This window comes from Streptomyces sindenensis (assembly GCF_014649035.1).
Lineage (GTDB): Bacteria > Actinomycetota > Actinomycetes > Streptomycetales > Streptomycetaceae > Streptomyces > Streptomyces sindenensis.
Map to the genome: position 1 here is coordinate 237,878 of NZ_BMSG01000005.1, position 24,061 is coordinate 261,938.

Genomic DNA, 24,061 nt, shown 5'->3' on the forward strand with positions numbered 1-24,061 from the left:
CAGCTTCGGGGCCTCGGCCCACTCCCGCGCCTTCGTCTGGCGAGCAGCTCCGACCGCCGACGCCATCACTGGAGTCAGATGGCGGCCCGAGGATCTTCACACTTCAGCCACTGGCTGTCCATTTGGAAAAGGCGGATCTTCACATCCGTTATCTACGCGCAACAGGGAGCATGAGCGACGGGCGGGAAAGGAGACCTCCTCCGCCCCCGTCACTCACACGGGGCCCCTTGTCCCACGCGGCCCCGTGGCTCAGACGCGGAGGGACGGCCCCATGACCAGGCCCGGCTCACCGGACTGCACGGCGATCCGCAGGCCGCCCTCGTCGCCGAGGGTCGCCATGACCACCCGGCCGTACGCGTCACGCGCCAGTGCCGGGGGCCCGGCGGACCGCTCCCCGGTCGGCGCCCACCAGAGACCGCCGGCCTCGTTCTCCGTCGCGCAGGCGGCCAGCATCACGTCGCCCTCGGGGGTCCGGTGCGCCAGAACGGTGCAGTCGTAGCCGTCCAGCGCCACCCGGAGGGCGGCGATCCGCCCGTCGACCGGCCCCCCGCCGAGCGGGATCACCCACTCGCCGGGGCGATGGGCGAGGACGCCCCCGGTCGCGGGGTCCGCCCAGTAATAGGTGACGCGGTCCGCAGCCGTCTCCAGGCCGGCCAGCGTGCCGGCGCCGGGAGCGACGGGGATGTTGGGGCAGCGCACCATCTCGCCGTCCGCCTCGTCCTGTCGCCAGCGCATGGCGCGGCCCCTGGTGTCCGGGACCAGCAGTTCGATCCGGCCGGATGCCGTGGCCACGGCGGCCAGGTCGCCCCGAGCGAGCTGCCCCTTGAGCGCGTGCCAGGACCGCCACTGACCGTTGGCCGCCTCCTGGCGCATCATGACCCCGCCTCCGGCCCTGACGAGGAAGACGTGGACGAGCCCCGCCGCGCTGACCGCGATCCCGGGGTCGGTCACCGACCGGGCCCGCTCCGGGTCCTTGTGCGGGTTGCCGGTGGAGCGCCACTGGGTGAGCGGGCGGCCCGTCTGGTACTGCACGGCCTGGACGACGGCGACCGTACCGCCGGACCCCGAGACCCGCCGGCCGGCGAAGTGGACGAATCCGTCGGCCCCCTGAGCCACCGACAGGCCGGTGAGCGGAGGGGTGGCGATGAGCTCGGGTCCGTCCCAGTTAGGCCCGTCCGGCCTGCGCTGCACCCATCGGAGCAGGCCGTTCGCGGTCCGGGCGATCGCGGTGAGGCGGTGATCCCTGCCGAGCAGGAGCCGTACGCCTTCAGTGGCCGCGGGCCGGGGCGGTGTCACGTCCTCCCCGGATGCGGCAGCCCCGGGGTGTTTGGCTCTCATGGCGCCACGACCGGACCTCGCCCCCATACCCGCCCCTCACCACTCCCGTGTCACGGCCCCCCGACCGTCTCCACTCGACGCCCCTCCCGGCCGGCCGCAGGCAGATCCGGGAGTCGCACACGTGGACTATTCGTGAAGTCTCCGCAGAAGTTTGCCATACGTCCTTCACCTCCCTGTCAGCGGCGCGCCTCCGGGTGCCGCAGGCACCAGCCGTCCCATGCCGAGGCCACCATCGTGCGGAGGCCGTGCCGGGCCGACCAGCCGAGCTCATCGAGGATCAGGTCCGCCGAGGCGACGACCCGGGCCGGGTCGCCCGGCCGGCGCGGAGCCGGGACGGGAGCCGCCGCGGGCCCGTACCCCGTCACCTCGCCGATGAGGTCGATCATCTCCCGCACCGAAACGCCCCGGCCCCGGCCGATGTTGAGGGTCAGGTCCGTCCCCGGCGCGCGGTCCACGAGCGCCCGGGCGGCGGCCAGATGGGCCGAGGCGATGTCGTCGACGTGGATGAAGTCGCGTACGCAGGTGCCGTCGTCGGTGTCGTAGTCGTCACCGAACACGACCGGCGCGGCCCCTTCGGTCAGCTTCTCGAAGACCATGGGGACGAGGTTGAACACACCGGTGTCGGCGAGCTGAGGCGTGGCGGCGCCGGCGACGTTGAAGTAGCGCAGCGAGGCGGTCGCCATGCCGTGGGCCCGGCCGGCGGCGCGCACCATCCACTCACCGGCCAGCTTGGTCTCGCCGTAGGGGTTGATCGGGGCGCAGGGGAGGTCCTCCGTCACCGACGCGACATCGGGCATGCCGTACACGGCGGCCGACGAGGAGAACAGGAAGGCGCCCACACCGCTGTCCACGGCCGCGTCCAGGAGGGACCGCAGCCCTTCCACGTTCTCGCGGTAGTAGTACAGCGGGCGCTCGACCGACTCGGCGACCTGCTTCTTCGCCGCCAGGTGGACCACGCCGCGCACGGACAGCTCCCGCATGGCGCCGCGCAGCCGGTCGCCGTCGAGAGTCGAGCCCTGGACGAACGGGACGTCCGCGGGAACCCGTGAGCGGTCTCCGGTCGAGAGGTCGTCGTAGACGGCGACCGGCTCACCGGCCTCCCGCATCGCGCGGAGCACATGCGCCCCGATGAAACCCGCCCCACCCGTGATCAGCCATGTCATGTGCGAAGAGTAGTTCGATCACGGTCATGCTCCTGCCCGCGTCAGGGGAACGCGCACTCCCATGATCTCCTGTTCTATAGTGCTCGGTCAGTCGAACATTCACGGACCGGCCACACCCCCCACCCGAGTCCCCCGTACTCCCCCGCCCTTGCGGACCATGAGATGTGAGGACTCACGCACGATGAGCAACGACGAGACGACCCCGGGGCCCCGCGCCTCCCGACGCCCGGACAGGCCCCGTAAGCGGCGCCGCGGCCTCAAGATCACGCTCAGTGTCCTGCTCGTCCTGCTGCTCGCCACCGGTGGCACCCTCTACTGGCTCTACAGTCAGCTCGACGGGAACATCAAGGCCGTCGACATCAACAAGGCGCTCGGTGAGGACCGTCCGGAGAAGCTCCCCACCAGCGGGCAGAACCTGCTGGTCCTCGGCTCGGACTCGCGCGCCGGGGCGGAGAACGAGGAGCTGGGCGGGGGCGGCGCCGTCAGCGGCGCGCGCTCCGACACCGCGATGGTGGTGCACATACCCGAGGGCCGGTCGAAGGCCGTCGCCGTCTCCATCCCGCGCGACACCCTGGTGACCCGGCCCGAGTGCGTCAAGGACGACGGCTCGACGGTGGCGGGCAAGGAACGCGTCATGTTCAACTCCGTCTACGCGCAGGTCGGTCCGGCCTGTGTGGTGAAGACGGTGGAGAAGATGTCCGGCGTCCGCGTCGACCACTATCTGGAGATCAACTTCTCCGGGTTCAAGGACCTCGTCGACGCCATCGGCGGAGTCACCGTCGACGTCCCGCAGGACATCGACGACAAGTCCTCGGGGCTGCATCTCACCGCGGGCCCGCAGAAGCTGAACGGCACCGAGTCCCTGGCGTACGTCCGGACCCGGCACGGCATCGGCGACGGCAGCGACCTGGGCCGTATCGGGCTCCAGCAGCAGTTCCTGATGGCCCTGCTGAGCGAGGTCAAGTCGCAGGACCTGCTGGGCAGTCCGGCGAACTCGTACAAGATCGCCAAGTCCGCCACCGAGTCGCTCACCACGGACTCCTCGCTCGCCTCGCTCACCTCGCTGGCGGAGTTCGCCCGCTCCATGAACGGCGTCGACCCGGCCTCCATGGAGACGATCATGCTGCCGGTGGCGTACGACAAGATCGACCCGAACCGGGTGATCGCCGCCGAGCCGCAGGCCGGTCAGTTGTGGAAGGCGATCCGCGAGGACACCACGATCCCCGAGGACGCGAAGAAGTCCCCCGCCACCGGGGGCTGACCGCCCGGCGTACCGCTCTCCCCGTGACACCCTGCCGGGATGAGCGAGGACGAAACGGTGCTGGTGATCGTGGACGGCGCCAATGTGGTCGGGTCCGTGCCCGACGGCTGGTGGCGCGACCGGCACGGGGCGGCGGTCGGGCTGCGCGACCGGCTGGTCCCGTACGCCGCTGCCGGGCTGCCGGGGCTTCCCGGCCCGGCCGAGATCGTGCTCGTGGTCGAGGGGGCCGCCCGGGGCGTCGGCTCCGTGGCCGGGGTCCGGGTCTCACCGGCCCCCGGCAGCGGTGACGATCTGATCGCCGAACTGGCGGCCGCCGCCGGCCCGGACCGGGAGTGCGTCGTCGTCACCGCCGACCGGGGGCTGCGGCAGCGGGTCGAGGCGTACGGGGCCCGGTGCGTGGGCCCCCGTACGGTACGGCCTTCCTCGGACCGGGAGCGCTGAAGGGCGCCCCGGCAGAGATCGCGGCGATAGCCTCCGCCGGGCACCGGGGCCGCAGGAAGGACGACACCGGCAGGGCGGGCCGCGGCCGGTGCGGAGCCGGGCGGTCGCCGCCCGCTGCGACGGGCGTCCGGCCGCTGCGACGGGCGCCCGGCCGCTGTCCCGCCGCGGCCCCCCTCGCCGGCGCCCTCATCCGGTCAGTCGGTACCGCGGGAAGTCGCCTTCCGCGGTGTCGCCTTGTCGTCCCTCCGCGGTGTCGCCTTGTCGTCGTCGGGGATACCGACGAGCTCCTCGACGTCGAAGATGCGGGCGATCGGGACGTCCGTGCTGCTGTGGGCGATGATGGAGAACGCGATGGTGACGGCGATCAACGTGAACGCCTCCTCCCCCGAGGGGATGCCGGCCTGAAGCACCAGCAATCCGTAGACCACGGACGCGAAGCCCTTGGGGCCGAACCAGGCCGCCGTGAGTTTCTCTCTGCGGTCGAAGTCGGTTCCGGCCAGGGACAGCAGCAGCGAGGCCGGGCGGATGAGGACGATGGACAGCACTGCCACCGCGTAACCGCCGATGGACAGGTCGCCGAAGAGGTGCGGGGTCAGCAGCGCTCCGAAGACCAGGAGCGCGGCGAACTTCGCCAGTTCGGCCAGGGCTTCGCCGAGCGGCTCGAAGGCGGCCTTGGCCTCGGGCGCGAGCGCGACGGTCACCACGCCCGCGGAGAACGCCGCCAGGTAGGGGTTGGCATGGGTGAGGTGACAGGCCGCGTACAGGGTGACCCCGACGGCGAGCGGCAGCAGGGGCTGGAGCCGTGGTTCGGCACCCAGCAGCCGGAAGCGGACCAGGCGGTGCACCAGGAACGGGAGCGACACGCCGAATAGCAGCCCGAGGAGGAGCTCACCGGCGATCGGGACCAGTCCGACGTCCTCCGCGTGGCCCGCGGGTGCGGCGGCCGCGATGAGGATGAGGACGAACGGCAGGGCGATGCCGTCGTTGATACCGCTCTCGATGTTGAGCAGTTGCCGCAGGCGTGCGGGGACCTCCTTGCGGCCCACGATGGCGGAGGCGAAGACCGGGTCGGTCGGCGCGAGGACCGCGCCGACCAGGAACGAGGTGGTCCAGTCGAGGCCCACGAGGAAGTGCGTCAGCAGCGCGACCCCGAGGAAGGCGAGCGGCATCCCGAGGCCGAGGGCGCGTGCGGGGTTGCGCCAGGAGCGCCGCAGGGCCGGGACGGAGACGTGCATGCCGTCGGTGAACAGCACTGCGAACAGAGCCAGGTCGGCGGTGACCCCGACGATGTCACTGTCCGGGGTGATGTGGATCAGGCCGAGGAAACCCTCGCTGACGACAGCACCTCCCAGCAGGAACAGCAGGGAGGTGGACAGCACCGACCGGGCGGCCAGTCCGGACAGCAGCACGGCCACCAGCAGTGCCACGCCGAAAACCATGACGAGTACCAACGCGACGCGCTCCCCGCTGTCGATCGGCCGGCACCGGAGACCGGTACCGGTTGGGCGGGCACCCCTGCGGGGCCCGTAAGTACATAACCCCAGTGCCTCTGCCCGCCCGGGCTCCTCCCACCCGTGCCAGCCGCTGCGGATCCGCTCGTCCTCGACCCGCCCGCCTCGGCGGCAGCACCGGACGAGACCGCTGTCAGACCCGGGGTACGCCTGGTCGACACCCGCGTACCCGGCTCCGGCAGAGTGCCGCTCCTCGCCAGGTGAGCAGGAGCGGGGCCGCCAGGGTGACGCACCCGGCGGCCGCCGGCGAGCCTTTGTGCACGCCACGCAGGACCGAGGCAGCGAGAGCGTCGCCCCCGTTCCGCGTCGCGTACAGCACGTCGTCCGCGATCACGGCTTCCACCAGGCCGGCCCCCGCGGCTGTCAGAGCCAGCACGGCGCCTGCCCGCAGGAGCAGACCGACCGGGCCCCGCCCTCTCATTGGTCTGTGCACACGGCCTCCCTGATTCGCACGAGACCGCACATCCTGTCAGGCCGCCCACGGGCGTCTTCGGGCTGCTCACTCCCGCGCCCGTCATGGCCGCAGGAGTCTCTTTGATGGCGGAATGCCGGACAGAGCGTCCGTTTGTGCCCTCCCGGGCTGTGGTACCCGTCAGTCCCAGACGCCCGTCGTCCGGCCGGTACCGGCTGCGGCACGGGGACGGCACCGAGGAAAGGTGAGGCCGATGACCACAACGGTACGAAGCATGCTCAACTCCTACCCCGCGGACCTGGGAGGGCTCGACCGGGACGCCCTGGCCGCCTGCATCGAAGCGTGCGTGGACTGCTCCCAGACGTGCACGGCGTGCGCGGACGCCTGTCTGGCCGAGGACATGGTCGCCGACCTGACCCAGTGCATCCGCACGGACCTGGACTGCGCCGACGTCTGCGCCGCCACGGCTGCGGTCCTTTCACGCCGTACCGGCTATGACGCCACCGTCACCCGGGCGGTACTCCAGGCGTGCGCCGCGATCTGCAAGGCGTGTGCCGACGCGTGCGACAGCCACGCGGAGACGCATGAGCACTGCCGGCTCTGCGCGGAAGCGTGCCGCCGATGTGAGCAGGCGTGCGACAACCTTCTGGCGAAGCTCGGCTGATGCCGTCGGCGCACATACCGGAGAGTGCCGGTCAAGGGAACCGTGACCGGCGGCCGGCACGAGCGGCGCCGTCCGCCCCGCCCCGCGTTTCTCACGGGGCGGCGGGGCGAGGAGCGTGACCTCGGCTTCTGGCCTCCTGATCTCGGCGGCGGGTGCGGGACACGACCACGGCCTCACGCCCGTCCGGGCGTGAGGCCGCGTTGGGCGAGCGGCGTCCCACGTCGCGGACCTCTGGGCAGAGGTCCGGCCCGAGGGAGCGTGACTGACCGGCCCTGCCGCCGACCGGTGGATCCGCCGGGAGTGGTACCCGGTCGCCGGGAGGACGTGGCGCGGTGCTGATCGGGCAGGCGTATCTCCGTGCTGGACATTCTGCTGACGGTCGTCGGTCTCCTGGCTCTCGTGGTCGCTGCCGTCTCCCGGTGGGTCCAGCGCGCGCCGGTGAGCGCCCCGCTGCTGGCCCTGGTCACCGGGGTGGTCGTCGGCCCCCGGATGCAGGACTTCGTCGACCTGCCCACCGTGGTGGAGGGGCACGGGGAACTGCACGAGTTCTCCCGCCTGCTTCTGGCGATCTCGGTGATGGCGGTGGCCCTGCGCCACGGGTCGACGGGACGAGCGCACGTCGGTGAGAGCCGCCCGGGCGACTTCCGCGTCCCACGGAATGGATCGCTTCCTCGCGTCCGCGGGGCAGAGGAAAGCGGCCGGGCTGTCGGTGCTTTCGCGCCATCGCCGTGCATCCTGAGAGCCCGGAAAGGAGCCGATCACATAAACAGGTGTGGTCCCATCCTGAGCCCGGGGAATCTTTGCATGATCTAAGGTTTAGAGGTTCCCGGCCGAGTCGGGCCGAAGCCGTCACACCGCTGGGAGCATCATGAGCACTGCAGAGCGCCGAGGCGATCCGGCAGTGCTTTCCTGGCTCCCCATCGTGGTGATGGCGGTGGTTGCCGCCATGGACCTCACAGCCGGCCCGCAGGCGGGGTTCCTGCCCCTCGTCTCGCTCGGTCCTGCCTTCGCCGGGTTGATCGGCACGTGGCGGCGCACCGTGCTCATCGGCTGCGCGGCGCTGCTGCTCTGCGCCGGCCTGGGGGTGTACGACGGACTTTTCGACACCCGGCGTGGGTATACGGCCATGGCTTCCGTAGCCGGAGTGACGCTGGCCGGGGCTCTGGCCGCGAGCACGCGTATGCGGCGTGAAGCGGAGCTGGCCAGCGTGCGCTCCATCGCCGAGGTGGCCCAGCGCGTGTTGCAGCGTCCCGTGCCGCGCCGGGTCGGGCGTCTCCAGGTGGCGGCTTCCTACACATCGGCGGTTGCCGAGTCACGTATCGGCGGTGACTTGTACGAGGTGGTGGTGTCGCCGTACGGAGTTCGCGTCATCGTCGGGGACGTCCAGGGCAAGGGGCTCGCCGCCGTGGAGACAGCGGCCCTGGTGCTGGGCGTCTTCCGGGAAGCCGCGCACGACGAGCCCGGCCTGACCGCCATCGCCGCTCGGCTGGAGCGCACGGTCGCCCGTGACGCCGGTGGAGAGAAGTTCGTGACGGCGGTCCTCGCCGAGATGCACACCGACGAGGAATACGTTGCGTTTCTGAACTGCGGCCACCCGGCCCCGATGATCATCCGCGCCGACCACTCGGTCGATTTCCCGCTGCCGCCCGCCTACGCACTGCCCCTCGGGATGGGAACACTCGGAGGCGACCCGCCCCGCCCCTACCGCGCCGACTTCAGCCCGGGAGAGCAACTTCTCCTCTGCACCGACGGAGTGACCGAAGCACGGGACGCGGAAGGCGCCTTCTACCCCCTGGAGGAGCGCGCCGGACTTCTCGACGTCCCCGACGCCGACGCGGCGCTGGAAGCACTGCGCACGGATATCGTCCGGTACGCCAGAGGGCCGCAGGACGATGCGGCCATGCTTCTGCTGCGCTACCGGCCTGGGTGAACGTGGTGGCGGGAGAACTGGGACGGGCGGGGCCAGGAGCACGGCAGGCAGGTGACGGCGCCGCCGTACGCGAGGCCGGGTTGATGTGCCGGGGTGTTGGTCGCAGGGATGGCCGCGGCGATGGCCGGACGGGCGGTCGAGGACCTACCGGTCGGGGACCTCGGACTCAGCCGGGGTGGTTCTCGGGGTGCGTCGGCTCCTGCAACGTCCAGGACCGGCCCGAACAGCCCGAGGGCAGGGGCGGGAAGCGATGCCCCTTCACATCCGTGCTCCAGTGGTGTTCACCGCCGCAGTCGCACGCGTAGATCCCGCTGGCGGGAACGATCTCGCCAGGGTGCCAGGAGGCCGTCTCGTCGCTCATGGTCCCTGCCTAACGCGCAGCCTCGCATCGCGCAAGCCGAGCACCTGCCGGCCGGGCCCTCCCGCCCTCCTCCTCACCGGCGCGGACGGGTCACGGTTCCTGTACCCGCCGACGCCATGAGCTCCGGGAAGCCCCGGCGCGTGGGTACGGGGTGAGGTCCGGCGATGTCTCAACTCGCCGCGACGTCCTGCTGCGCGGCCGGTACCACGGCCACCGGGCACAGAGCGGTGTGCAGCACCTTGCCGCTCACCGAACCGAGCAGCAGCCTTTTCAGCCCCGTGCGGCCATGGGAGCCGACCACCAGCAGGCCGGCACGCCGTGAGGCGTCCACCAGCGCCGCTGCGGGGTGGTGCCGCTTGACGTGCCCTCGCAGGTCCAGGCCGGGACGGCCGGACCGGTAGGGGGCCAGCATGTTCTCCAGTCCTTCCCGCGCGCTGCTGGACACCGCCTCGTCGTCCATGAGCGCAGGCCCGGTGGGGCCGGTACCGAGCAGCTCCGGCCGGGTGGCCACGTACACCACGTCGAGAGCGGCGCCGCGAGCCTCCGCGGCCTCCAAGGCGAACTCCATCAGCCCGGACGGAAGGTCGTCCACGTCGACGCCCACCACCACTCGGTTCTCCCTCGGCTCCTCACGCTCGCCCGGCCTCACCACGAGCACCGGACACTGCGCGTGCGTGGCGACCTGGAGACTCACCGAGCCGAGCGGCAACCGGGGAAACCCGCCGGTGCCCCGGTGGCCGACAACGATCATCGCGCTCCGGTAGGACCGGTCGACGAGTGCTCGGGCCGGCGGTCCGGACACCACATCGGGTACGACCTCCACCTGCGGGAACTGCTGAGCCACCGACTCGGCGAACGAGGCGATCACCCGTTCCGCCTGCTGCGCGGTCGCGCCCCGGCCGGGCGCGTCGTCCGACCCCGGGGGCGCAGGCCACTCGACCGCATGCAGGAGGCACAGGACGGCCCCACGCCGGGCCGCCTCCTCGGCGGCGTACCGGACGACGTGCCGCTGCTCCGCGGTGTCGACCACCCCCACCACCACTGCTCCGGCCATGCGCCGACCGTCCATGGTCCCCTTCTCTCCCGCTGTTTTCCGGACACCTCCATCACACGGCCGGGTCGCGGCCACGGCAACTCGGCCGCGTCGGCGGAGGCGGCAGGCGCCGGGGGCCGCCCCGGTCCGGAGCAGCGACGACGAGACGGGAGAGCGGACTCGGGGTCCCCGTGCGGTGGCCGGGGGGTGGTGGCTCAGGGATAGACGCGGGGGTAGACGTAGCCGGCGCCCCAGAAGGGGGTGTAGCCGTAGTGGCTGTAGAGGCTGCCGAAGTACTCGTTCCGGTCCAGCAGTTCGGGGTCGTAACCGGGTGCCTGGGCAACGTCATCGCCTGTGCGGTCGATATGCACACGGTCCTCGGTCACCTCTGACACCGCGTCGACCGGGATGTAGGTCTCCTTCTCCCCGATGCCCAGGAAGCCGCCGTGTTCCAGGATCAGGAAGCGGACCCTCTGCTCGTTCTCGTCGATGACGAGGTCACCGACCTTGCCGATCTCGGCGCCCGACCGGTCGGTCACCTTCCGGCCGAGAATGTCCTCGGCAGGGGAGGCGATGACCTGGGGTGAGTCGGAGAGCTTGGTCAGTACGGGGATGGTGCCGGTTCCCATGGAATCCTCCTGGTATGTCTCGCAGGGCTGGTGCGCCCGGTCGGGCGCTCCTCCCTGGGTGCCCGACATCGGCACGGTTACGCGTAGCCCGTCGGAAGGAGAGCGGGAGGGCTGCTCGCTGCTCCGGTCCCCGTCCCCGGGCAGGGCACCCGCCTGCCGCGCGTCACGCGCCGGCGTGCGTCCGCCGATGGCGGGTAGCCGGTCCTCATGACGCGAATGGAGTTGAGCAGCCCAGCGTTCCGCGGGCGGGACCGCCTCCCTCCTCGATGCGCACGCGCCGGTGACAACACGTCACCGCCTCTGTCGTGGGCCGGAGTGCCACGGGAGGCCTCGGAGCTGGCCCTGATGTGCGAGGGCCCCGACGCGCCTTCCGGCGACGGCCTTCTGCTCTGGCTCGTGACCGGCATCGACCCACGCCGTACAGGACTGGCCGCGGGCAACGGCGACCCCGGCAGTCACGTGCACAGGAACAGCTTCGGGGAGGCGGGCTGGGGCGGCCCCGACGCGTCGGACGGTGAACCCCGGCCCTATGTCTTCCGTCTCTACGCGCTGCCGGCCCCCGTGTCGATACCTCACGACGTCTCGCCTGACGCCGCGCACACGGTCCTGGAGGAACAGAGCGTCGATCGGTGTGAACTCGTGGCCCTGTACTGACCGCCGATGGAGCCGGGTGGCTCCGTCGATGCCCCGCCGACGTCGGCTGTCGCGCACTCGGCACGGGTGCTGTCCTCCGTGCTTCGTGGCACGGCGGACGGCAGTCTGACGACAGGGGCTAGCCTGCTTCCCTCGCCATCCGGCTGTGGGAACGCCCGTACACGAAGTAGACGACGACGCCGAGCGCCATCCAGGCGCCGAAGCGCACCCAGGTCTCCACCGGCAGGTTGAGCATCAGCCAGACCGAGGCGGCCACCGAGAGGATCGGGAGCAGCGGGACCCACGGCGTACGGAACGCGCGGGGCAGGTCCGGCTGGGTGCGGCGCAGGACCAGGACGCCGAGGGCCACGACGACGAACGCGAAGAGCGTGCCGATGTTCACCAGGGTGGCGAGCTCCTCGATGCTGGTGAATCCGGCGATGACCGCGATCACCACGCCGAGCAGGATCGTCGGCCGGTACGGGGTGCGGAAGCGCGGGTGGGTCTTGGAGAAGAAGCGCGGGAGCAGACCGTCCCGGCTCATCGCGAAGAAGACACGGGTCTGGCCGAGCAGCAGGATCATGCAGACCGTGGTGAGTCCGACCGCCGCGCCGAAGCTGATCAGGCCGGCGTAGAACGGGTGCCCGGTGGCCTTGAAGGCGTCGGCGAGCGGAGCGCTGACGGACAGTTCGCTGTAGTGCTGCATGCCGGTGACCACGAGGGAGACCGCCACGTAGAGCACCGTGCAGATCAGGAGCGAGCCGAGAATGCCGCGCGGCATGTCGCGCTGGGGCACCTTGGTCTCCTCGGCGGCGGTGGCGACCACATCGAAGCCGAGGAACGCGAAGAAGACGATGGACGCGGCGGTGAAGATGCCCATCACGCCGAAGTTGGTGGGTTCGTAACCAAACATCAGCTGTACGAGCGGGGCGTCCCAGCCCGAGCCCGCGGGCTGCTGCTCGGCCGGCGGGATGAAGGGCCTGTAGTTCTCGGCCTTGACGAAGAACAGGCCGGCGATGATCACCATGAGGACGACCGCGACCTTGATCGCCACCACGACCGAGGTGACCCGGGCGGACAGCTTCATCCCGACGACCAGGACGGCGGTCAGCACCAGCACCAGGGCGAAGGCCAGGACGTCGAAGCCGACCCCTTCCGCCGCGTCCGGCCCGGAGAGCGCTTCGGGCATCGTCCAGCCGACGTTGTCCATCAGCGAGCGGACATAGCCGGACCACCCCACGGCGACCACCGCGGTGCCCAGCGCGAACTCCAGCACCAGGTCCCAGCCGATGATCCAGGCCACCAGCTCGCCCAGTGCCGTGTACGCGAAGGTGTACGCGGAGCCCGCCACCGGGACGGTGGAGGCGAACTCGGCATAGCAGAGCGCGGCCAGTGCGCACACGACGCCCGCCGCGACGAAGGCGAGGGCGGTCGCGGGTCCCGCCGTCTCCTTGGCGACCTTGCCGGTGAGGACGAAGATGCCGGTGCCGATGATGACGCCCACGCCGAAGACCGTGAGGTCCACGGCGGAGAGGGACTTCCTGAGCGCGTGTTCCGGCTCCTCGGTGTCACGGATCGACTGTTCGACGGACTTGGTGCGGAACACGCCCTTGCCGCGGGGCGGTGTGACCTGCGCGCTCACCTGCGTTACCTCCACGCACTCGTTGTGAACGCCATGGTTGGGAGCGGGCCGGCCCGGGCACGCGCCATCCGGCCCGTTTCACGCGAACGGGCCGGGAGAACCACCCGTACAGGGGCGGTTCTCCCGGCCCGTCGGCCGTACGGAGCAAGGAGCGGCTCAGTCGCGGGCGGGCTCCACCGCGCGGCTCTCGAAGCGGCCGTCGAGCTTGGCGACCAGGCCGGTGACCTGCCGGGCGATGTCCGGCGCGGTCAGTCCGATGTCGGCCATGACCTCGCCGCGGGATGCGTGGTCGAGGAAGACCGGCGGGATGCCGAAGTCGCGCAGCGGTACGTCGACGCCGGCGTCGCGCAGGGCCTGGGAGACGGCGGAGCCGACCCCTCCGGCGCGGCTGTTGTCCTCGACGGTGACGACGACGCGGTGGCGCTCGGCGAGCGGGGCGAGCGCCTCGTCCACGGGCTTGACCCAGCGGGGGTCGACGACGGTGCTGGAGATGCCCTGGGCGTCCAGCAGGTCGGCGATCTCCAGGCACATCGGGGCGAGCGCGCCGACGGAGACGATCAGGACGTCCGGGCGGGCCGCCGCGGGCTCGCGCAGGATGTCCATGCCGCCGGCCTTGCCGACCGCCTTCACCGCGGGGCCGACCGCGCCCTTGGAGAAGCGGACCACGGTGGGCGCGTCGTCGACGGCGACGGCCTCGCGCAGCTGGGCGCGGACCTGGTCGGCGTCGCGCGGGGCGGCGATCCGGAGGCCGGGCACGCACTGGAGGATCGACATGTCCCACATGCCGTTGTGCGAGGCGCCGTCGGTGCCGGTGATGCCGGCCCGGTCCAGGACGAAGGTGACGCCGCACTTGTGCAGGGCCACATCCATCAGGACCTGGTCGAAGGCGCGGTTGAGGAAGGTCGCGTAGACCGCGAAGACCGGGTGGAGGCCGCCGGTGGCGAGGCCGGCCGCGGAGGCCGCGCCGTGCTGCTCGGCGATGCCGACGTCGTAGATCCGGTCCGGGAAGGCCTCCTGGAACTTGCCGAGGCCGACCGGCTGGAGCATGGCGGCCGTGATCGCGACGATGTCCTCGCGCTCCTGGCCGAGCTTGACCATCTCCTCGCCGAAGACGGAGGTCCAGTCGAGGCCGGAGGTGGAGATGGGCAGGCCGGTGTCGGGGTGGATCTTGCCGACCGCGTGGAAGCGGTCGGCCTCGTCCTCCAGGGCCGGGGTGTAGCCGCGGCCCTTCTCGGTGAGGCAGTGCACGATGACCGGGCCGCCGAAGCGCTTGGCGCGCTGGAGAGCGGATTCCAGGGCCTCGACGTCGTGGCCGTCGATCGGGCCGACGTACTTCAGGCCGAGGTCCTCGAACATGCCCTGCGGGGCGATGAAGTCCTTGAGGCCCTTCTTGGCGCCGTGCAGGGTCTCGTACAGCGGGCGGCCGACGACGGGCGTGCGCTCCAGGATGTCCTTGCCTCGGGCCAGGAACCGTTCGTAGCCGTCGGTGGTACGGAGTGTGGCCAGGTGGTTGGCCAGGCCGCCGATGGTCGGGGCGTAGGAGCGCTCGTTGTCGTTGACGACGATGACGAGGGGGCGGTCCTTGGCGGCGGCGATGTTGTTCAGCGCCTCCCAGGCCATACCGCCGGTGAGCGCGCCGTCACCGATGACCGCGACGACGTGGTCGTCCTTCTTCAGGACCTCGTTCGCCTTGGCCATGCCGTCGGCCCAGCCGAGCACCCCGGAGGCGTGGCTGTTCTCGATGATGTCGTGGTCGGACTCGGCACGGGAGGGGTAGCCGGAGAGGCCGCCCTTCATCTTGAGGCGGGAGAAGTCCTGGCGGCCGGTGAGCAGCTTGTGGACGTAGGCCTGGTGGCCGGTGTCCCAGAGCACCGTGTCCTTGGGGGATTCGAAGACCCGGTGCAGGGCGATGGTGAGCTCGACGACGCCCAGATTGGGTCCGAGGTGGCCGCCGGTCTTGGACACCGCGTCCACCAGGAAGGTGCGGATCTCCTCCGCGAGCTGGTCCAGCTCACCGAGGCTGAGCCGGTCCAGGTCGCGCGGTCCCTTGATGCGGGTCAGCAGATCCACCCGTGCCTCCTTGCGTTTGAGCTGATCGAGCGTGCCGATCCGAAGAGTCTAATGTTCCGCTACCGGTCGTGAGCAGCGGGCGGGCCTCTTCGTAGCGATACCCGGACACGCGCAGGTGCCCGGCAGCCCCTCCGGGGACGCCGGGCACCTGCGCGAACGTGCGGTCAGGCGCGACCCGCGGTCTTCTGGGTCTTACGGGTGACGGAGTCGATGACGACCGTGGCGAGCAGCACGGCGCCGGTGACCATGTACTGGATCGGCGTGGCGATGCCCTCCAGCGACAGTCCGTACTGGATCGAGACGATCACCATGACACCGAGCAGGGCGTTCCAGGTGCGGCCGCGGCCACCGAAGAGGCTGGTGCCGCCGATGACGGCCGCCGCGATGACGTTCATCAGGAGGTCGCCGGTGCCGGAGCCCTGGTTGGCCGCCGCGATCTTGGAGGCCCAGAACAGGCCGCCGATCGCCGCGAAGGTGCCCGCGATGGAGAAGACGGAGATCCGGATCGCGGTGACGTTGATACCGGCGCGCCGGGATGCCTCCACACTGCCGCCGAGCGCGAAGATCTTCCGCCCGTAGGCCGTCCGGCGGAGCAGGAAGTCCGTGCCGACCAGGACGATCAGGAAGAGGACCAGGGCGAGCGGCAGGCCGCGGTACTGGTTGAACATGTACGCGGCGGCGAAGGCGAACACCGCGAGGACCGCGGTGCGCACGGCGATGTCGGCCACCGGCCGGGACGGGATGCCCGCGGCCTCGCGGCGGCGGGTGTCCAGGAAGGCGGCGGCGAAGTAGCCGACGACCGCGACGGCGGCGAGCCCGTAGGCGGCGGCGACATCGGTGAAGTAGTACGTGGTCAGCTGGCCGACCACGCCTTCGCCGTCCAGGTTGATGGTGCCGGAGTCACCGAGCAGCTGGAGCATGAAGCCGAGCCAGAACAGCAGGCCGGCCAGGGTGACGGCGAAGGCCGGGGCCCCGATCCGGGCGAAGAAGAAGCCGTGGATCGCGCCCATCACCGCGCCGCTGACGATGGCGACGAGGATCGCCAGCCATTCGTTCATGCCCTGGGTGACGCTGAGCACCGCGATCAGGGCGCCGGAGACGCCGGAGACGGAGCCGACCGAGAGGTCGATCTCACCGAGCAGCAGGACGAAGATGATGCCCACGGCCATCATGCCGGTGGCGACCATGGTGACCGCGATGTCACTGATGTTCTTCGCGGAGAGGAACTCGGAGTTCAGGCTCTGGAAGACGATCGCGATGATGGCGAGGCCGATGACCACCGGGATCGAGCCCAGGTCACCGCCGCTGATCTTGCGCTTGAACTCGGTGAGGTAGCCGGCGAGGCCCTGCTCGCGGACGAGCAGCCGGGGGTCGACGACCGTGGCGGCGCCGTCGGCGGCGTCCGGGTTGCCGGCCGGCGCGTCCACCGGGTCGCTGCCCTTGTCCAGCGAGGTGCTGCTCTTGTCCACCGGGCTGGTGGTCTCTTCGGTGGTCACTGGGAAACCTCCGCGTTGCGCGCCGCACGTCGGGTCACGGCGTTGTCCGTGGCGCCCGTGATGGCGGAGATGATCTCTTCCTGGGAGGTGGTCTTCACGTCGAAGACACCGTTGTTCCGGCCCAGCCGGAGCACGGCGACCTTGTCGGCCACGGCCTTCACGTCGGCCATGTTGTGGCTGATGAGGATGACCGCGTGGCCGCGCTCGCGCAGCCGCTCGACGAGGTCGAGGACCTGGGCGGTCTGCTCGACGCCGAGAGCGGCGGTCGGCTCGTCGAGGATGACGAGCTTGGGCTCACCGAGCATCGACCGGGCGATGGCGACGGTCTGGCGCTGGCCGCCGGAGAGCGAGGCGATCGGGATGCGGACGCTCGGGATCCGGATGGAGAGCGTGGAGAGCAGCTCGCGGGAGCGGCGCTCCATCTCCACCTCGTCCAGGATGCCGAACCTGCGCAGCTCCCGGCCCAGGTAGAGGTTGCCGACGACGTCGATGTTGTCGCACAGCGCGAGGTCCTGATAGACGGTCGCGACGCCCAGGTTCTGGGAGTCGTGCGGCTTGTTGATCTGCACCGCCCGGCCCTCCCACTCGATGACGCCGTCATCGATGGGGTGCACTCCGGCGATCGTCTTGACCAGCGTTGATTTACCGGCGCCGTTGTCGCCGACCAGGGCGACCACCTCGCCGGCGTGGACCTCAAGCTCTACATCGGTGAGTACCTGGACGGCACCGAAGCGCTTGGAGACCCCTCGCAACGCCAACACGGGCGTAGCGGACACATGAACCATCTCCTTCGCCGCCTGACCGGCGGGGATGCCGCGCCCGGGGGAAGGCGCGGCGGTGTCGAGCAGAAGAGATACGGGAAGAGCGGTGAAGCGTTCCGTCCGGCGCCCCGCCCGGTAGCGGGACGGTTGATGTGCGGGACGCCGGACAGGCTTCCTGACGCGGGCGGGCCGGGGGCCTGCGCCCGCGCGGGCGGTGGGCCGCCCGGCCCTCGCGCGGGCGCGCGGCGGGCCGGGTGGCGGTGGAGCGGGCGGGACCCGGCCGCTCGGGGCGGGCCGGGGACCCGGAGGACTACTTCAGGCCGAGCTTGTCGCAGGCGGCCTTGTACTTGGCCGTGCAGATCTCGTCCAGCGTCCAGATGCCGTCCTTGATGACGGTGTCCTTGATGTTGTCCTTGGTCAGCGAGACGACCGGGACGAGGACCGTCGGGATGCCCTTGGTGGTGGCGCTGTCGACCTTGGAGGTGGCGATGGAGTCGAGCTTCTCGCCCTTGGCGAGGGCGACGGCCATCTCCGCGGCGACGATGCCCTCGGCCGGGTAGGACTTGTAGACGCTCATGAACTGCTCACCGGAGACGATGCGCTGCACACCCGCGAGCTCGGCGTCCTGACCGGTGACCGGCGGGAGCGGGGAGATACCGGCGGCCTTGAGGGCGGTGATGATGCCGCCCGCCATGCCGTCGTTGGCGGAGTAGACGCCGTCGATCTTGTCCTTGCCGAGCGCGGTGATCGCCGCTTCCATGTTGGCGTTGGCGTTCTCCGGCTTCCACTCCTTGGTGTCGTACTCCTTGCCGTACTTCACCTTGCCGTCGAGGACGGACTTGGCGCCCGACTTGAAGAGCGCGGCGTTCGGGTCGGTGATCGCACCGTTCATCATCACGATCGTGCCGCCGTCGGCCTTGTCCCCCAGGGCCTCCAGCAGGGCGGTGCCCTGGGCCCGGCCGACCTCTTCGTTGTCGAAGGAGGTGTAGGCGTCGATGGGGCCCTCGGCGAGGCGGTCGAAGGCGACGACCGGGATGCCGGCGTCCTTGGCCTTCTTGACGCTGTTGGCGATCGCCTTGGAGTCGACCGAGCCCAGGATCAGAGCGTCGACCTTGTTGGTGATCATGGTGTCGACCTGCTGGGCCTGCGTGTTCGCATCCTGCTTGGCGTTGGCGTAGGTGACCTTCGCCTTGCCGCCGGTGAGCTCGCTGATCTTCTTCTCGATGATCGGCCGGTCGAACTTCTCGTAACGGGCCGTCTGGTTCTCGGGAAGGAGCAGACCTATCTTCAGGTCGTCGCCCTTCTTCTCCGAGCTCTGCTCGGCCTTGTCGCCGGACTCCTTGGCGCTCCCGCAAGCGGCCAGCGAGATCGCCATCGTGGTGGCGGCAACGGCAACGGCGGCACGACGCATACGCGTGTTCATTCTCGAACCTCCCTGACGAGGCCGCGACGTTGCGGCCGAGGTGGCTGGAAGTCAACTCGGCCTCAGCGCCAGCGTCAAGGAGTAAATCCTTAACGAGATGACAACGGTGCCATTCGTTATCTAAGTGAAGGCAGGAGTGGCCACGGGAAGGGTGCTCTCCAAAAGGGTTGAATCGCCCATCTCGCTGAGCACCAGGGCGAGTGCGCCCAGCACCTCGGCACGGCCGCCGAGCGCCCCGGGGAGGACCGAGAGCTGCCGGGCGGCGCTGGGGATCGCGTACCGCGCCACGGAGTCCCTTATGGGCCCCAGGACCAGCTCTCCGGCCTCGGCCAGCGAGCCGCCGAGCACGACGCGGCTGGGGTTGAGCAGATTGCACAGGTTGGCCACGCCACTGCCTATGTGGCGGCCCACGTCCCCGATCACCCGGCGGCACCCGGGATCGCCCTCGCGGGCCAGCTGGACCACCCGCTCCATGGTGAGCCCGGGCCCGTGGCTGGGCTGGAGCAGCGGCAGGACGTAGCGGGCGGCGGTGAAGGTCTCCAGGCAGCCGCGGTTGCCGCAGCGGCAGACCGGGCCCGACTCGTCGAGCGTGATGTGCCCGATCTCGCCGGCCGTGCCGCCGGGGCCGCGGTAGATGGTCCCGTCGATCACCAGACCGGCGCCGACCCCGCTGGCCACCTTGATGTACGCGAGGTCCTTGACGCCCCGCCCGCTGCCCCAGACCAGCTCGCCCAGCGCCCCGAGGTTGGCGTCGTTGTCGACGTACACGGGCACGCCCAGGCGGCCGGAGAGCTCCTCGCTGGGATTGATGCCGGTCCAGCCCGGCAGGATCGAGGTGGAGCCCAGCGTGCCGGACTCGACGTCGATGGGGCCGGGCACGCCGAGACCGACGCCGATCACCTTGTCCGGACCGATCCCGGTGGCCTCGATCAGCCGCTTGACCAGCACCTCGGCCCGGTCGAAGCCCTCGGCGGAGGAGGCGTCGACGTCCAGCGGCTCGGACTCCTCGGCGAGCACCTGGTGGGCGAGGTTGCCGACGGCGACGCGCAGATGCGTATGGCCGAAGTCGACGCCGATGACGATGCCCGCGTCGCCGCTGAGCGAGACGCTGCGGGCCCGCCGGCCGCCCGCCGAGGTGGGGGTGACCTCGACCGTTCCGCCGTCCTTCAGCTCCCGGACGATATTGGAGACCGTGGCCGCGGAGAGGCCGGTGCTCCGGGCGATCTCCGCCTGGGTGAGCGACCCTGCCATCCGTACGGCGCGTACGACCCGCTCCAGATTGGCCCTGTGCAGCGATGTCTGCGACCCGGGAGTCTCCATCGACTCATCCACTCCTGCCCTTGGCGGGCGGTCCCTGAGGACCGCCCCGGCCGGGGCCGCAGCGATGAGACCCCGGCTTCCTCCAACATGTGAACTCTAAGCTGACCGTTCGGGGGTGCCTCCCGTCAAGACCTGAGCACCGGCGCACCCCATAACGGCCCGGTGCCCCGGCGGAGGGACTCCGCCGGGGCACCGGGTTGTTGCCGATATGTGATCTTCTCGCGCGCCCTACTTCAGGGCGCCGGCCGTGAGACCGGAGACGACCTGCCGCTGGAAGATGATGTAGGCGGCCAGCACGGGCAGCATGGCGATCACCAGGCCGGCGAAGAGGCCGGAGTAGTCGCCCTTGTACCCCTGGCTGGCGGCCAGCTCCACCAGGCCCTGGGCCAGCACCCGCTTCTCCGGGTCGGTGTTCAGCACCGTCGGCAGCATGTACTGGTTCCACTGCCCCAGGAAGTTGAAGATCCCGACGCTGATCAGGCCCGGCTTGGCCATCGGCAGCATGACCTGGAAGAACGTCCGGGTGTGCGAGGCCCCGTCGATGATCGACGCCTCCGCCACCGAGGTCGGCAGCGTACGGAAGAACGAGGTCAGGAAGAACACGGTGAACGGCAGCGAGTACGCGATGTACACGAGGATCAGGCCGTGGATCGTGTTCAGCAGCCCCATGTTGTCCATGACGTAGAACAGCGGGACCAGCGCCAGCATGATCGGGAAGCTCATGCCGCCGACGAACAGGAAGTAGATGAAACGGTTCCCGGGGAACTCGAAGCGGGCGAGCACATAGGCGGCCATGGATCCGAGGACCAGGGTGCCCACCAGCGAACCGCCCACCACCAGGATGGTGTTCAGGAAGTACTCGCTCATGTGGGCCTGGCTCCAGGCCCGGCCCCAGCTGTCGAAGTTCAGCGAGCTGGGCAGCGACCACGGCGTGTTGAAGATGTCCGAGTCGGTCTTGAACGAGGACATCACCGCCCAGAACAGCGGCAGGACGACCATGATCGCCCACAGGATCAGCATCCCGTGCGAGAAGACGTTGAGGACGTGGCCCTCACTGCTCTTCGCGGGGGCCGACGAGCCCTTGGAGACCGCCTCGGTGCGCTGGGCCGGGACCTTGGCCGCGTCGGCGCCGGACGGGGTTCCGGAGGGCCCGGACGGAGGGGTGTCAGTGGTCTTCATCAGAACTCCAGCCGCTCGCGCCGGCCCACCCGCATGACGATGGCGGCGAACGCCAGCGTCACGATGAGCAGGGCGACACCGATCGTGGTCGCGTAGCCCGCCTGTCCGTCACGGAACGCCGACTGGTAGACGTACAGCGGCAGGACGGTGGTCGAGTAGTCGGGCCCGCCGGGACCGACGCTCATGATGTGGACGATGGCGAAGCCCTCGGCGCCGAGCGCCAGGATGCCCATGTAGACCCAGCCGGACTGGACGGTGTCCCACAGCAGGGGCAGCGTGATCCGGAAGAAGGTCGTGAAGCGGCTCGCCCCGTCCAGCAGGGCGGCCTCGTAGAAGTCCTTGGGGATGGAGGCCATGCCCGCGGAGAACAGCACCACGAAGAAGCCGGTGGTGCACCAGACCAGGACCGCCATGATGACCCACAGCGCCAGCTGCGGATCGCCCAGCCAGTCCGGTACGTCGTCGAAGCCGACGGCCTTGAGCGTGCCGTTGATCATGCCCTGGGCCGGGTCGAAGGCGAACTGGAACAGGATGGCCACGATCGCGATCGAGAGCACCTGCGGGAAGAAGTACGCGATCTTGTAGAACCCCGAGCCCCGCACGCCGGTGACGGCGGCGCCCTTGCGGCGCCGCCCGCCCACGTTGAGCATGAAGGCGAAGAAGAGCGCCAGGCCGAGCGTCACCAGCGGGAGCAGCACCGCCAACAGCACACTGTGCTGCAGCGATTTCCAGAAGACGTCGTCGTCGAGCATCTTGGTGTAGTTGTCGAACCCGACCATCTTGAAGTCGGGGCTCAGACCCGTCCAGTCCGTGAACGAGTAGTAGATGGACTGGATGAAGGGCCAGATGACGAAGATGACGTACAACGCCATCGGGACCACCAAGAACCCGACTATGAACCGGTATTTACCGTGTTGCATCGTTACCGACTCCGACCTTCCCGTGCTGCCCGCCGCTGGTGACGCGTGGTCACTGGTGCTTGAAGTGCTTGATGGACTGGTCCTTGGCGGTCGCGTCGGCGAAGGCCTGGATCTTCTTGATGGTCTCGGCCGGCTTGGCGCGGCCCGCCATCATCTCGCCGAGCGCGGCGACACCGATCTGCTCCTTCTGGAGCTTCACGTACCAGTCCTGCAGGCGCGGGTTGACCACGTTGGTGCCGGCCTTCTCCAGCGCGGCGACACCGGACTTGAGGCCGTCGGACAGCTCGATGCCGTCCGTGCCGCCGTTGAAGGCGGACAGCGACTTCGTGCTGGCGGTGAAGGACTTGGAGGAGGCCTCGCTGAGCATGATGCGCAGCTGCTCCATACCGCCCTCGACGTTCTTCGCCTTGCTCGGGACGATGAACGGCTCGCCGCCGGACGCCCAGATGGTGCCGAACGGCATCTTGTCGGAGGAGTCGAGGCTGGAGGGGGCGCCCACGGACAGCTTGAAGTCCTTGGGGATGATCGCCGCTTCCTCGTTCTCCACCCAGGAGCCGTTCGGGATGAACAGCGCCTTGCCGCGGGCCCAGGCGCCCTGCGAACCGCGGTGGTCGAGGCCGGGGGTGCCGTCGAGGATGTAGTCCTTGGCGACGAGCTCGTAGTACGCCTCGAAAGCCGCCTTGACCGCCGGGTGCTCCCAGGCCTTCGGCTCCAGGTTGTCGATGGCGTCGAGGACCTCGGCACCGCCGATCTTGGCGATGAAGGGGTACAGGGAGAAGGGGAGGTAGTACGGGTGCTTGCCGGGGTAGGTCCAGCCGGCGATGCCCTTCTTCTTCGCCTTCGCGCAGAGCGCGAGCATGTCGTCCCAGTTCTCCGGGTACGTGGCGTCGAGCTTCTCCAGCGCGGTCTGCGAGTACCAGACGCCGTAGACCGTGTACGCGTAGTACATGATCCAGACCGGGTCGCCGTCGAACTGGCCCATCTCGACGATGCCGGGCCGCAGGGTGTCGCGGACCTTCTTGGCGGGGTCGTCGATGGAGGGGGCGTCGAGGAGCGGGGTCAGGTCGGTGAGCTGCTTCTTGCCGACCAGGACGCCCATGTCCATCTGCTGGGCACCGGAGTTGTCGATCAGGTCCGGCGGGGTGCCACCGTTGAATCGCGGCTGAAGAACCGACTGGATCTTCTGCGTCGCCGAGAACTTGACCTTCGCCTCGGGGTAGGTCTTCTCGTAGACGGCCTTGGCGTCCTCGGCGTACTTGGTGCCGAAGCCGCCGTCGAAGATGACGATCTCCAGCGGCGCGCTGCCGTTGACGGCCAGCGGGTTCTTGTCGCTCTTTTCGCCCTTTTCGACCTTGTCGTCGCTGCTGCTGTCGCCGCTCGCGCAGGCGGACAGGAAGCTCATCGTCGGAACAGCGATCAGGCCGAGTGCGGCAGAACGCTTGATCAGATCGCGACGGCCAAGGCCCTCATTGTTGTGGGCGGAGGTGGATCCCATGCTCAAGTCCTCGCCTTCTCCAGGACTCAGGCGGTGTGCCGGTCACCCGTCGAGAATTCGCCTCAGGCGAAGGGCCCCGCCACCGCGGTCAGTTGCGCTTGGGTCATGCGGATATGCAGACGCACCGGACGGGCCGGTGCAGTGGGGATGCCGGGAGACCGTACAGCGAGGACGCCCTCGGCGTCCTCGCGACGTTCCTGTTTCCCCCGCGCACATCCGTGTGAAACGGCTGTGCAGATGCCGACAGGTATAGTCCACTTGTCGCCAACTGAGCAAGATCGAATGCAGGTTTGGGCGGCAGTCTTTCCCGAGTTGAGACCTCAAGGACACCTCGGTGCCCCGCACCCTCCTCCCGCGGCGGCTATTTCCCCATTCCGGC

21 protein-coding genes are annotated in these 24,061 nt (G+C 69.9%); 6 read left to right on the plus strand and 15 right to left on the minus strand.

The window, feature by feature from the left end; all coding sequences use genetic code 11:
- Positions 1 to 249: 249 nt before the first annotated feature.
- Together IE145_RS09320 and galE are read right to left on the minus strand one after the other, a co-directional pair.
- A complete protein-coding gene (locus IE145_RS09320; RefSeq protein WP_189520443.1) occupies positions 250 to 1,365 on the minus strand; it encodes a PLL family lectin in 1,116 nt (371 codons plus the stop codon).
- A 149-nt stretch (positions 1,366 to 1,514) separates the two neighbouring features.
- Positions 1,515 to 2,501 carry a UDP-glucose 4-epimerase GalE gene (galE, locus tag IE145_RS09325; RefSeq protein WP_189520444.1) on the minus strand — a complete coding sequence of 329 codons (987 nt, stop codon included), beginning with the start codon at positions 2,499 to 2,501 and terminating at the stop codon, positions 1,515 to 1,517.
- Between the two features lie 181 nt (positions 2,502 to 2,682).
- On the opposite strand from galE, the gene IE145_RS09330 reads away from it, so the two are divergent.
- Positions 2,683 to 3,762 carry an LCP family protein gene (locus IE145_RS09330; RefSeq protein WP_189520445.1) on the plus strand — a complete coding sequence of 360 codons (1,080 nt, stop codon included), beginning with the start codon at positions 2,683 to 2,685 and terminating at the stop codon, positions 3,760 to 3,762.
- A 39-nt stretch (positions 3,763 to 3,801) separates the two neighbouring features.
- Entirely contained in the window at positions 3,802 to 4,203 is a 402-nt protein-coding gene (locus IE145_RS09335; RefSeq protein WP_189520446.1) for an NYN domain-containing protein, read from the plus strand.
- Between the two features lie 194 nt (positions 4,204 to 4,397).
- Here the strand turns inward: IE145_RS09335 and IE145_RS09340 are convergent, their stop codons facing one another.
- Complete coding sequence (locus IE145_RS09340; protein ID WP_189520447.1) at positions 4,398 to 5,654, minus strand: cation:proton antiporter; 1,257 nt, start codon at positions 5,652 to 5,654, stop codon at positions 4,398 to 4,400.
- Between the two features lie 725 nt (positions 5,655 to 6,379).
- Here IE145_RS09340 and IE145_RS09345 point away from each other — a divergent pair.
- From IE145_RS09345 to IE145_RS09355, 3 genes are all read left to right on the plus strand, one after another.
- Positions 6,380 to 6,790 (plus strand): four-helix bundle copper-binding protein, encoded by a 411-nt coding sequence (locus tag IE145_RS09345; protein ID WP_189520448.1) that lies wholly within the window; start codon positions 6,380 to 6,382, stop codon positions 6,788 to 6,790.
- 357 nt (positions 6,791 to 7,147) lie between these two features.
- Positions 7,148 to 7,603 carry a hypothetical protein gene (locus IE145_RS09350; protein ID WP_189520449.1) on the plus strand — a complete coding sequence of 152 codons (456 nt, stop codon included), beginning with the start codon at positions 7,148 to 7,150 and terminating at the stop codon, positions 7,601 to 7,603.
- Positions 7,604 to 7,658: 55 nt separating this feature from the next.
- Positions 7,659 to 8,720, plus strand: coding sequence for a PP2C family protein-serine/threonine phosphatase (locus tag IE145_RS09355; RefSeq protein ID WP_189520450.1), 1,062 nt, complete (start codon positions 7,659 to 7,661; stop codon positions 8,718 to 8,720).
- Between the two features lie 166 nt (positions 8,721 to 8,886).
- On the opposite strand, the gene IE145_RS09360 is transcribed toward IE145_RS09355, so the two are convergent.
- From IE145_RS09360 to IE145_RS09370, 3 genes are all read right to left on the minus strand, one after another.
- Entirely contained in the window at positions 8,887 to 9,081 is a 195-nt protein-coding gene (locus tag IE145_RS09360) for a hypothetical protein (protein WP_069739248.1), read from the minus strand.
- 169 nt (positions 9,082 to 9,250) lie between these two features.
- Positions 9,251 to 10,135: a universal stress protein gene (locus IE145_RS09365; RefSeq protein WP_229825448.1), complete on the minus strand. Its 885-nt coding sequence runs from the start codon at positions 10,133 to 10,135 to the stop codon at positions 9,251 to 9,253.
- A gap of 194 nt (positions 10,136 to 10,329) precedes the next feature.
- Complete coding sequence (locus IE145_RS09370) at positions 10,330 to 10,743, minus strand: PRC-barrel domain-containing protein (RefSeq protein WP_189520452.1); 414 nt, start codon at positions 10,741 to 10,743, stop codon at positions 10,330 to 10,332.
- A gap of 216 nt (positions 10,744 to 10,959) precedes the next feature.
- Between IE145_RS09370 and IE145_RS09375 the strand changes: the two genes are divergently transcribed.
- Positions 10,960 to 11,397: a YbhB/YbcL family Raf kinase inhibitor-like protein gene (locus tag IE145_RS09375; protein ID WP_268246811.1), complete on the plus strand. Its 438-nt coding sequence runs from the start codon at positions 10,960 to 10,962 to the stop codon at positions 11,395 to 11,397.
- A 118-nt stretch (positions 11,398 to 11,515) separates the two neighbouring features.
- Here IE145_RS09375 and IE145_RS09380 read toward each other — a convergent pair whose 3' ends face one another.
- The 9 genes from IE145_RS09380 to ngcE form a co-directional block, all read right to left on the minus strand.
- Positions 11,516 to 12,982: an amino acid permease gene (locus IE145_RS09380; RefSeq protein ID WP_189520484.1), complete on the minus strand. Its 1,467-nt coding sequence runs from the start codon at positions 12,980 to 12,982 to the stop codon at positions 11,516 to 11,518.
- A gap of 192 nt (positions 12,983 to 13,174) precedes the next feature.
- Positions 13,175 to 15,088: a 1-deoxy-D-xylulose-5-phosphate synthase gene (dxs, locus tag IE145_RS09385; RefSeq protein WP_189520454.1), complete on the minus strand. Its 1,914-nt coding sequence runs from the start codon at positions 15,086 to 15,088 to the stop codon at positions 13,175 to 13,177.
- Positions 15,089 to 15,252: 164 nt separating this feature from the next.
- Positions 15,253 to 16,557: a sugar ABC transporter permease gene (locus IE145_RS09390; protein WP_373296579.1), complete on the minus strand. Its 1,305-nt coding sequence runs from the start codon at positions 16,555 to 16,557 to the stop codon at positions 15,253 to 15,255.
- Between the two features lie 23 nt (positions 16,558 to 16,580).
- Positions 16,581 to 17,369: an ATP-binding cassette domain-containing protein gene (locus tag IE145_RS09395; RefSeq protein WP_189520455.1), complete on the minus strand. Its 789-nt coding sequence runs from the start codon at positions 17,367 to 17,369 to the stop codon at positions 16,581 to 16,583.
- A 286-nt stretch (positions 17,370 to 17,655) separates the two neighbouring features.
- Positions 17,656 to 18,768 (minus strand): sugar ABC transporter substrate-binding protein, encoded by a 1,113-nt coding sequence (locus IE145_RS09400; protein WP_069739242.1) that lies wholly within the window; start codon positions 18,766 to 18,768, stop codon positions 17,656 to 17,658.
- A gap of 120 nt (positions 18,769 to 18,888) precedes the next feature.
- Positions 18,889 to 20,088 (minus strand): ROK family transcriptional regulator, encoded by a 1,200-nt coding sequence (locus IE145_RS09405; protein WP_069739241.1) that lies wholly within the window; start codon positions 20,086 to 20,088, stop codon positions 18,889 to 18,891.
- Between the two features lie 228 nt (positions 20,089 to 20,316).
- Entirely contained in the window at positions 20,317 to 21,267 is a 951-nt protein-coding gene (locus IE145_RS09410) for a carbohydrate ABC transporter permease (RefSeq protein ID WP_069741417.1), read from the minus strand.
- A complete protein-coding gene (locus IE145_RS09415) occupies positions 21,267 to 22,187 on the minus strand; it encodes a carbohydrate ABC transporter permease (protein WP_006128388.1) in 921 nt (306 codons plus the stop codon). The genes IE145_RS09410 and IE145_RS09415 overlap by 1 nt, the downstream gene beginning before the upstream one ends.
- 49 nt (positions 22,188 to 22,236) lie before the next feature.
- On the minus strand, positions 22,237 to 23,682 hold the full coding sequence (gene ngcE / locus IE145_RS09420) for an N-acetylglucosamine/diacetylchitobiose ABC transporter substrate-binding protein (protein ID WP_189520456.1): 1,446 nt from the start codon (positions 23,680 to 23,682) through the stop codon (positions 22,237 to 22,239).
- Between the last annotated feature and the right edge of the window lie 379 nt (positions 23,683 to 24,061).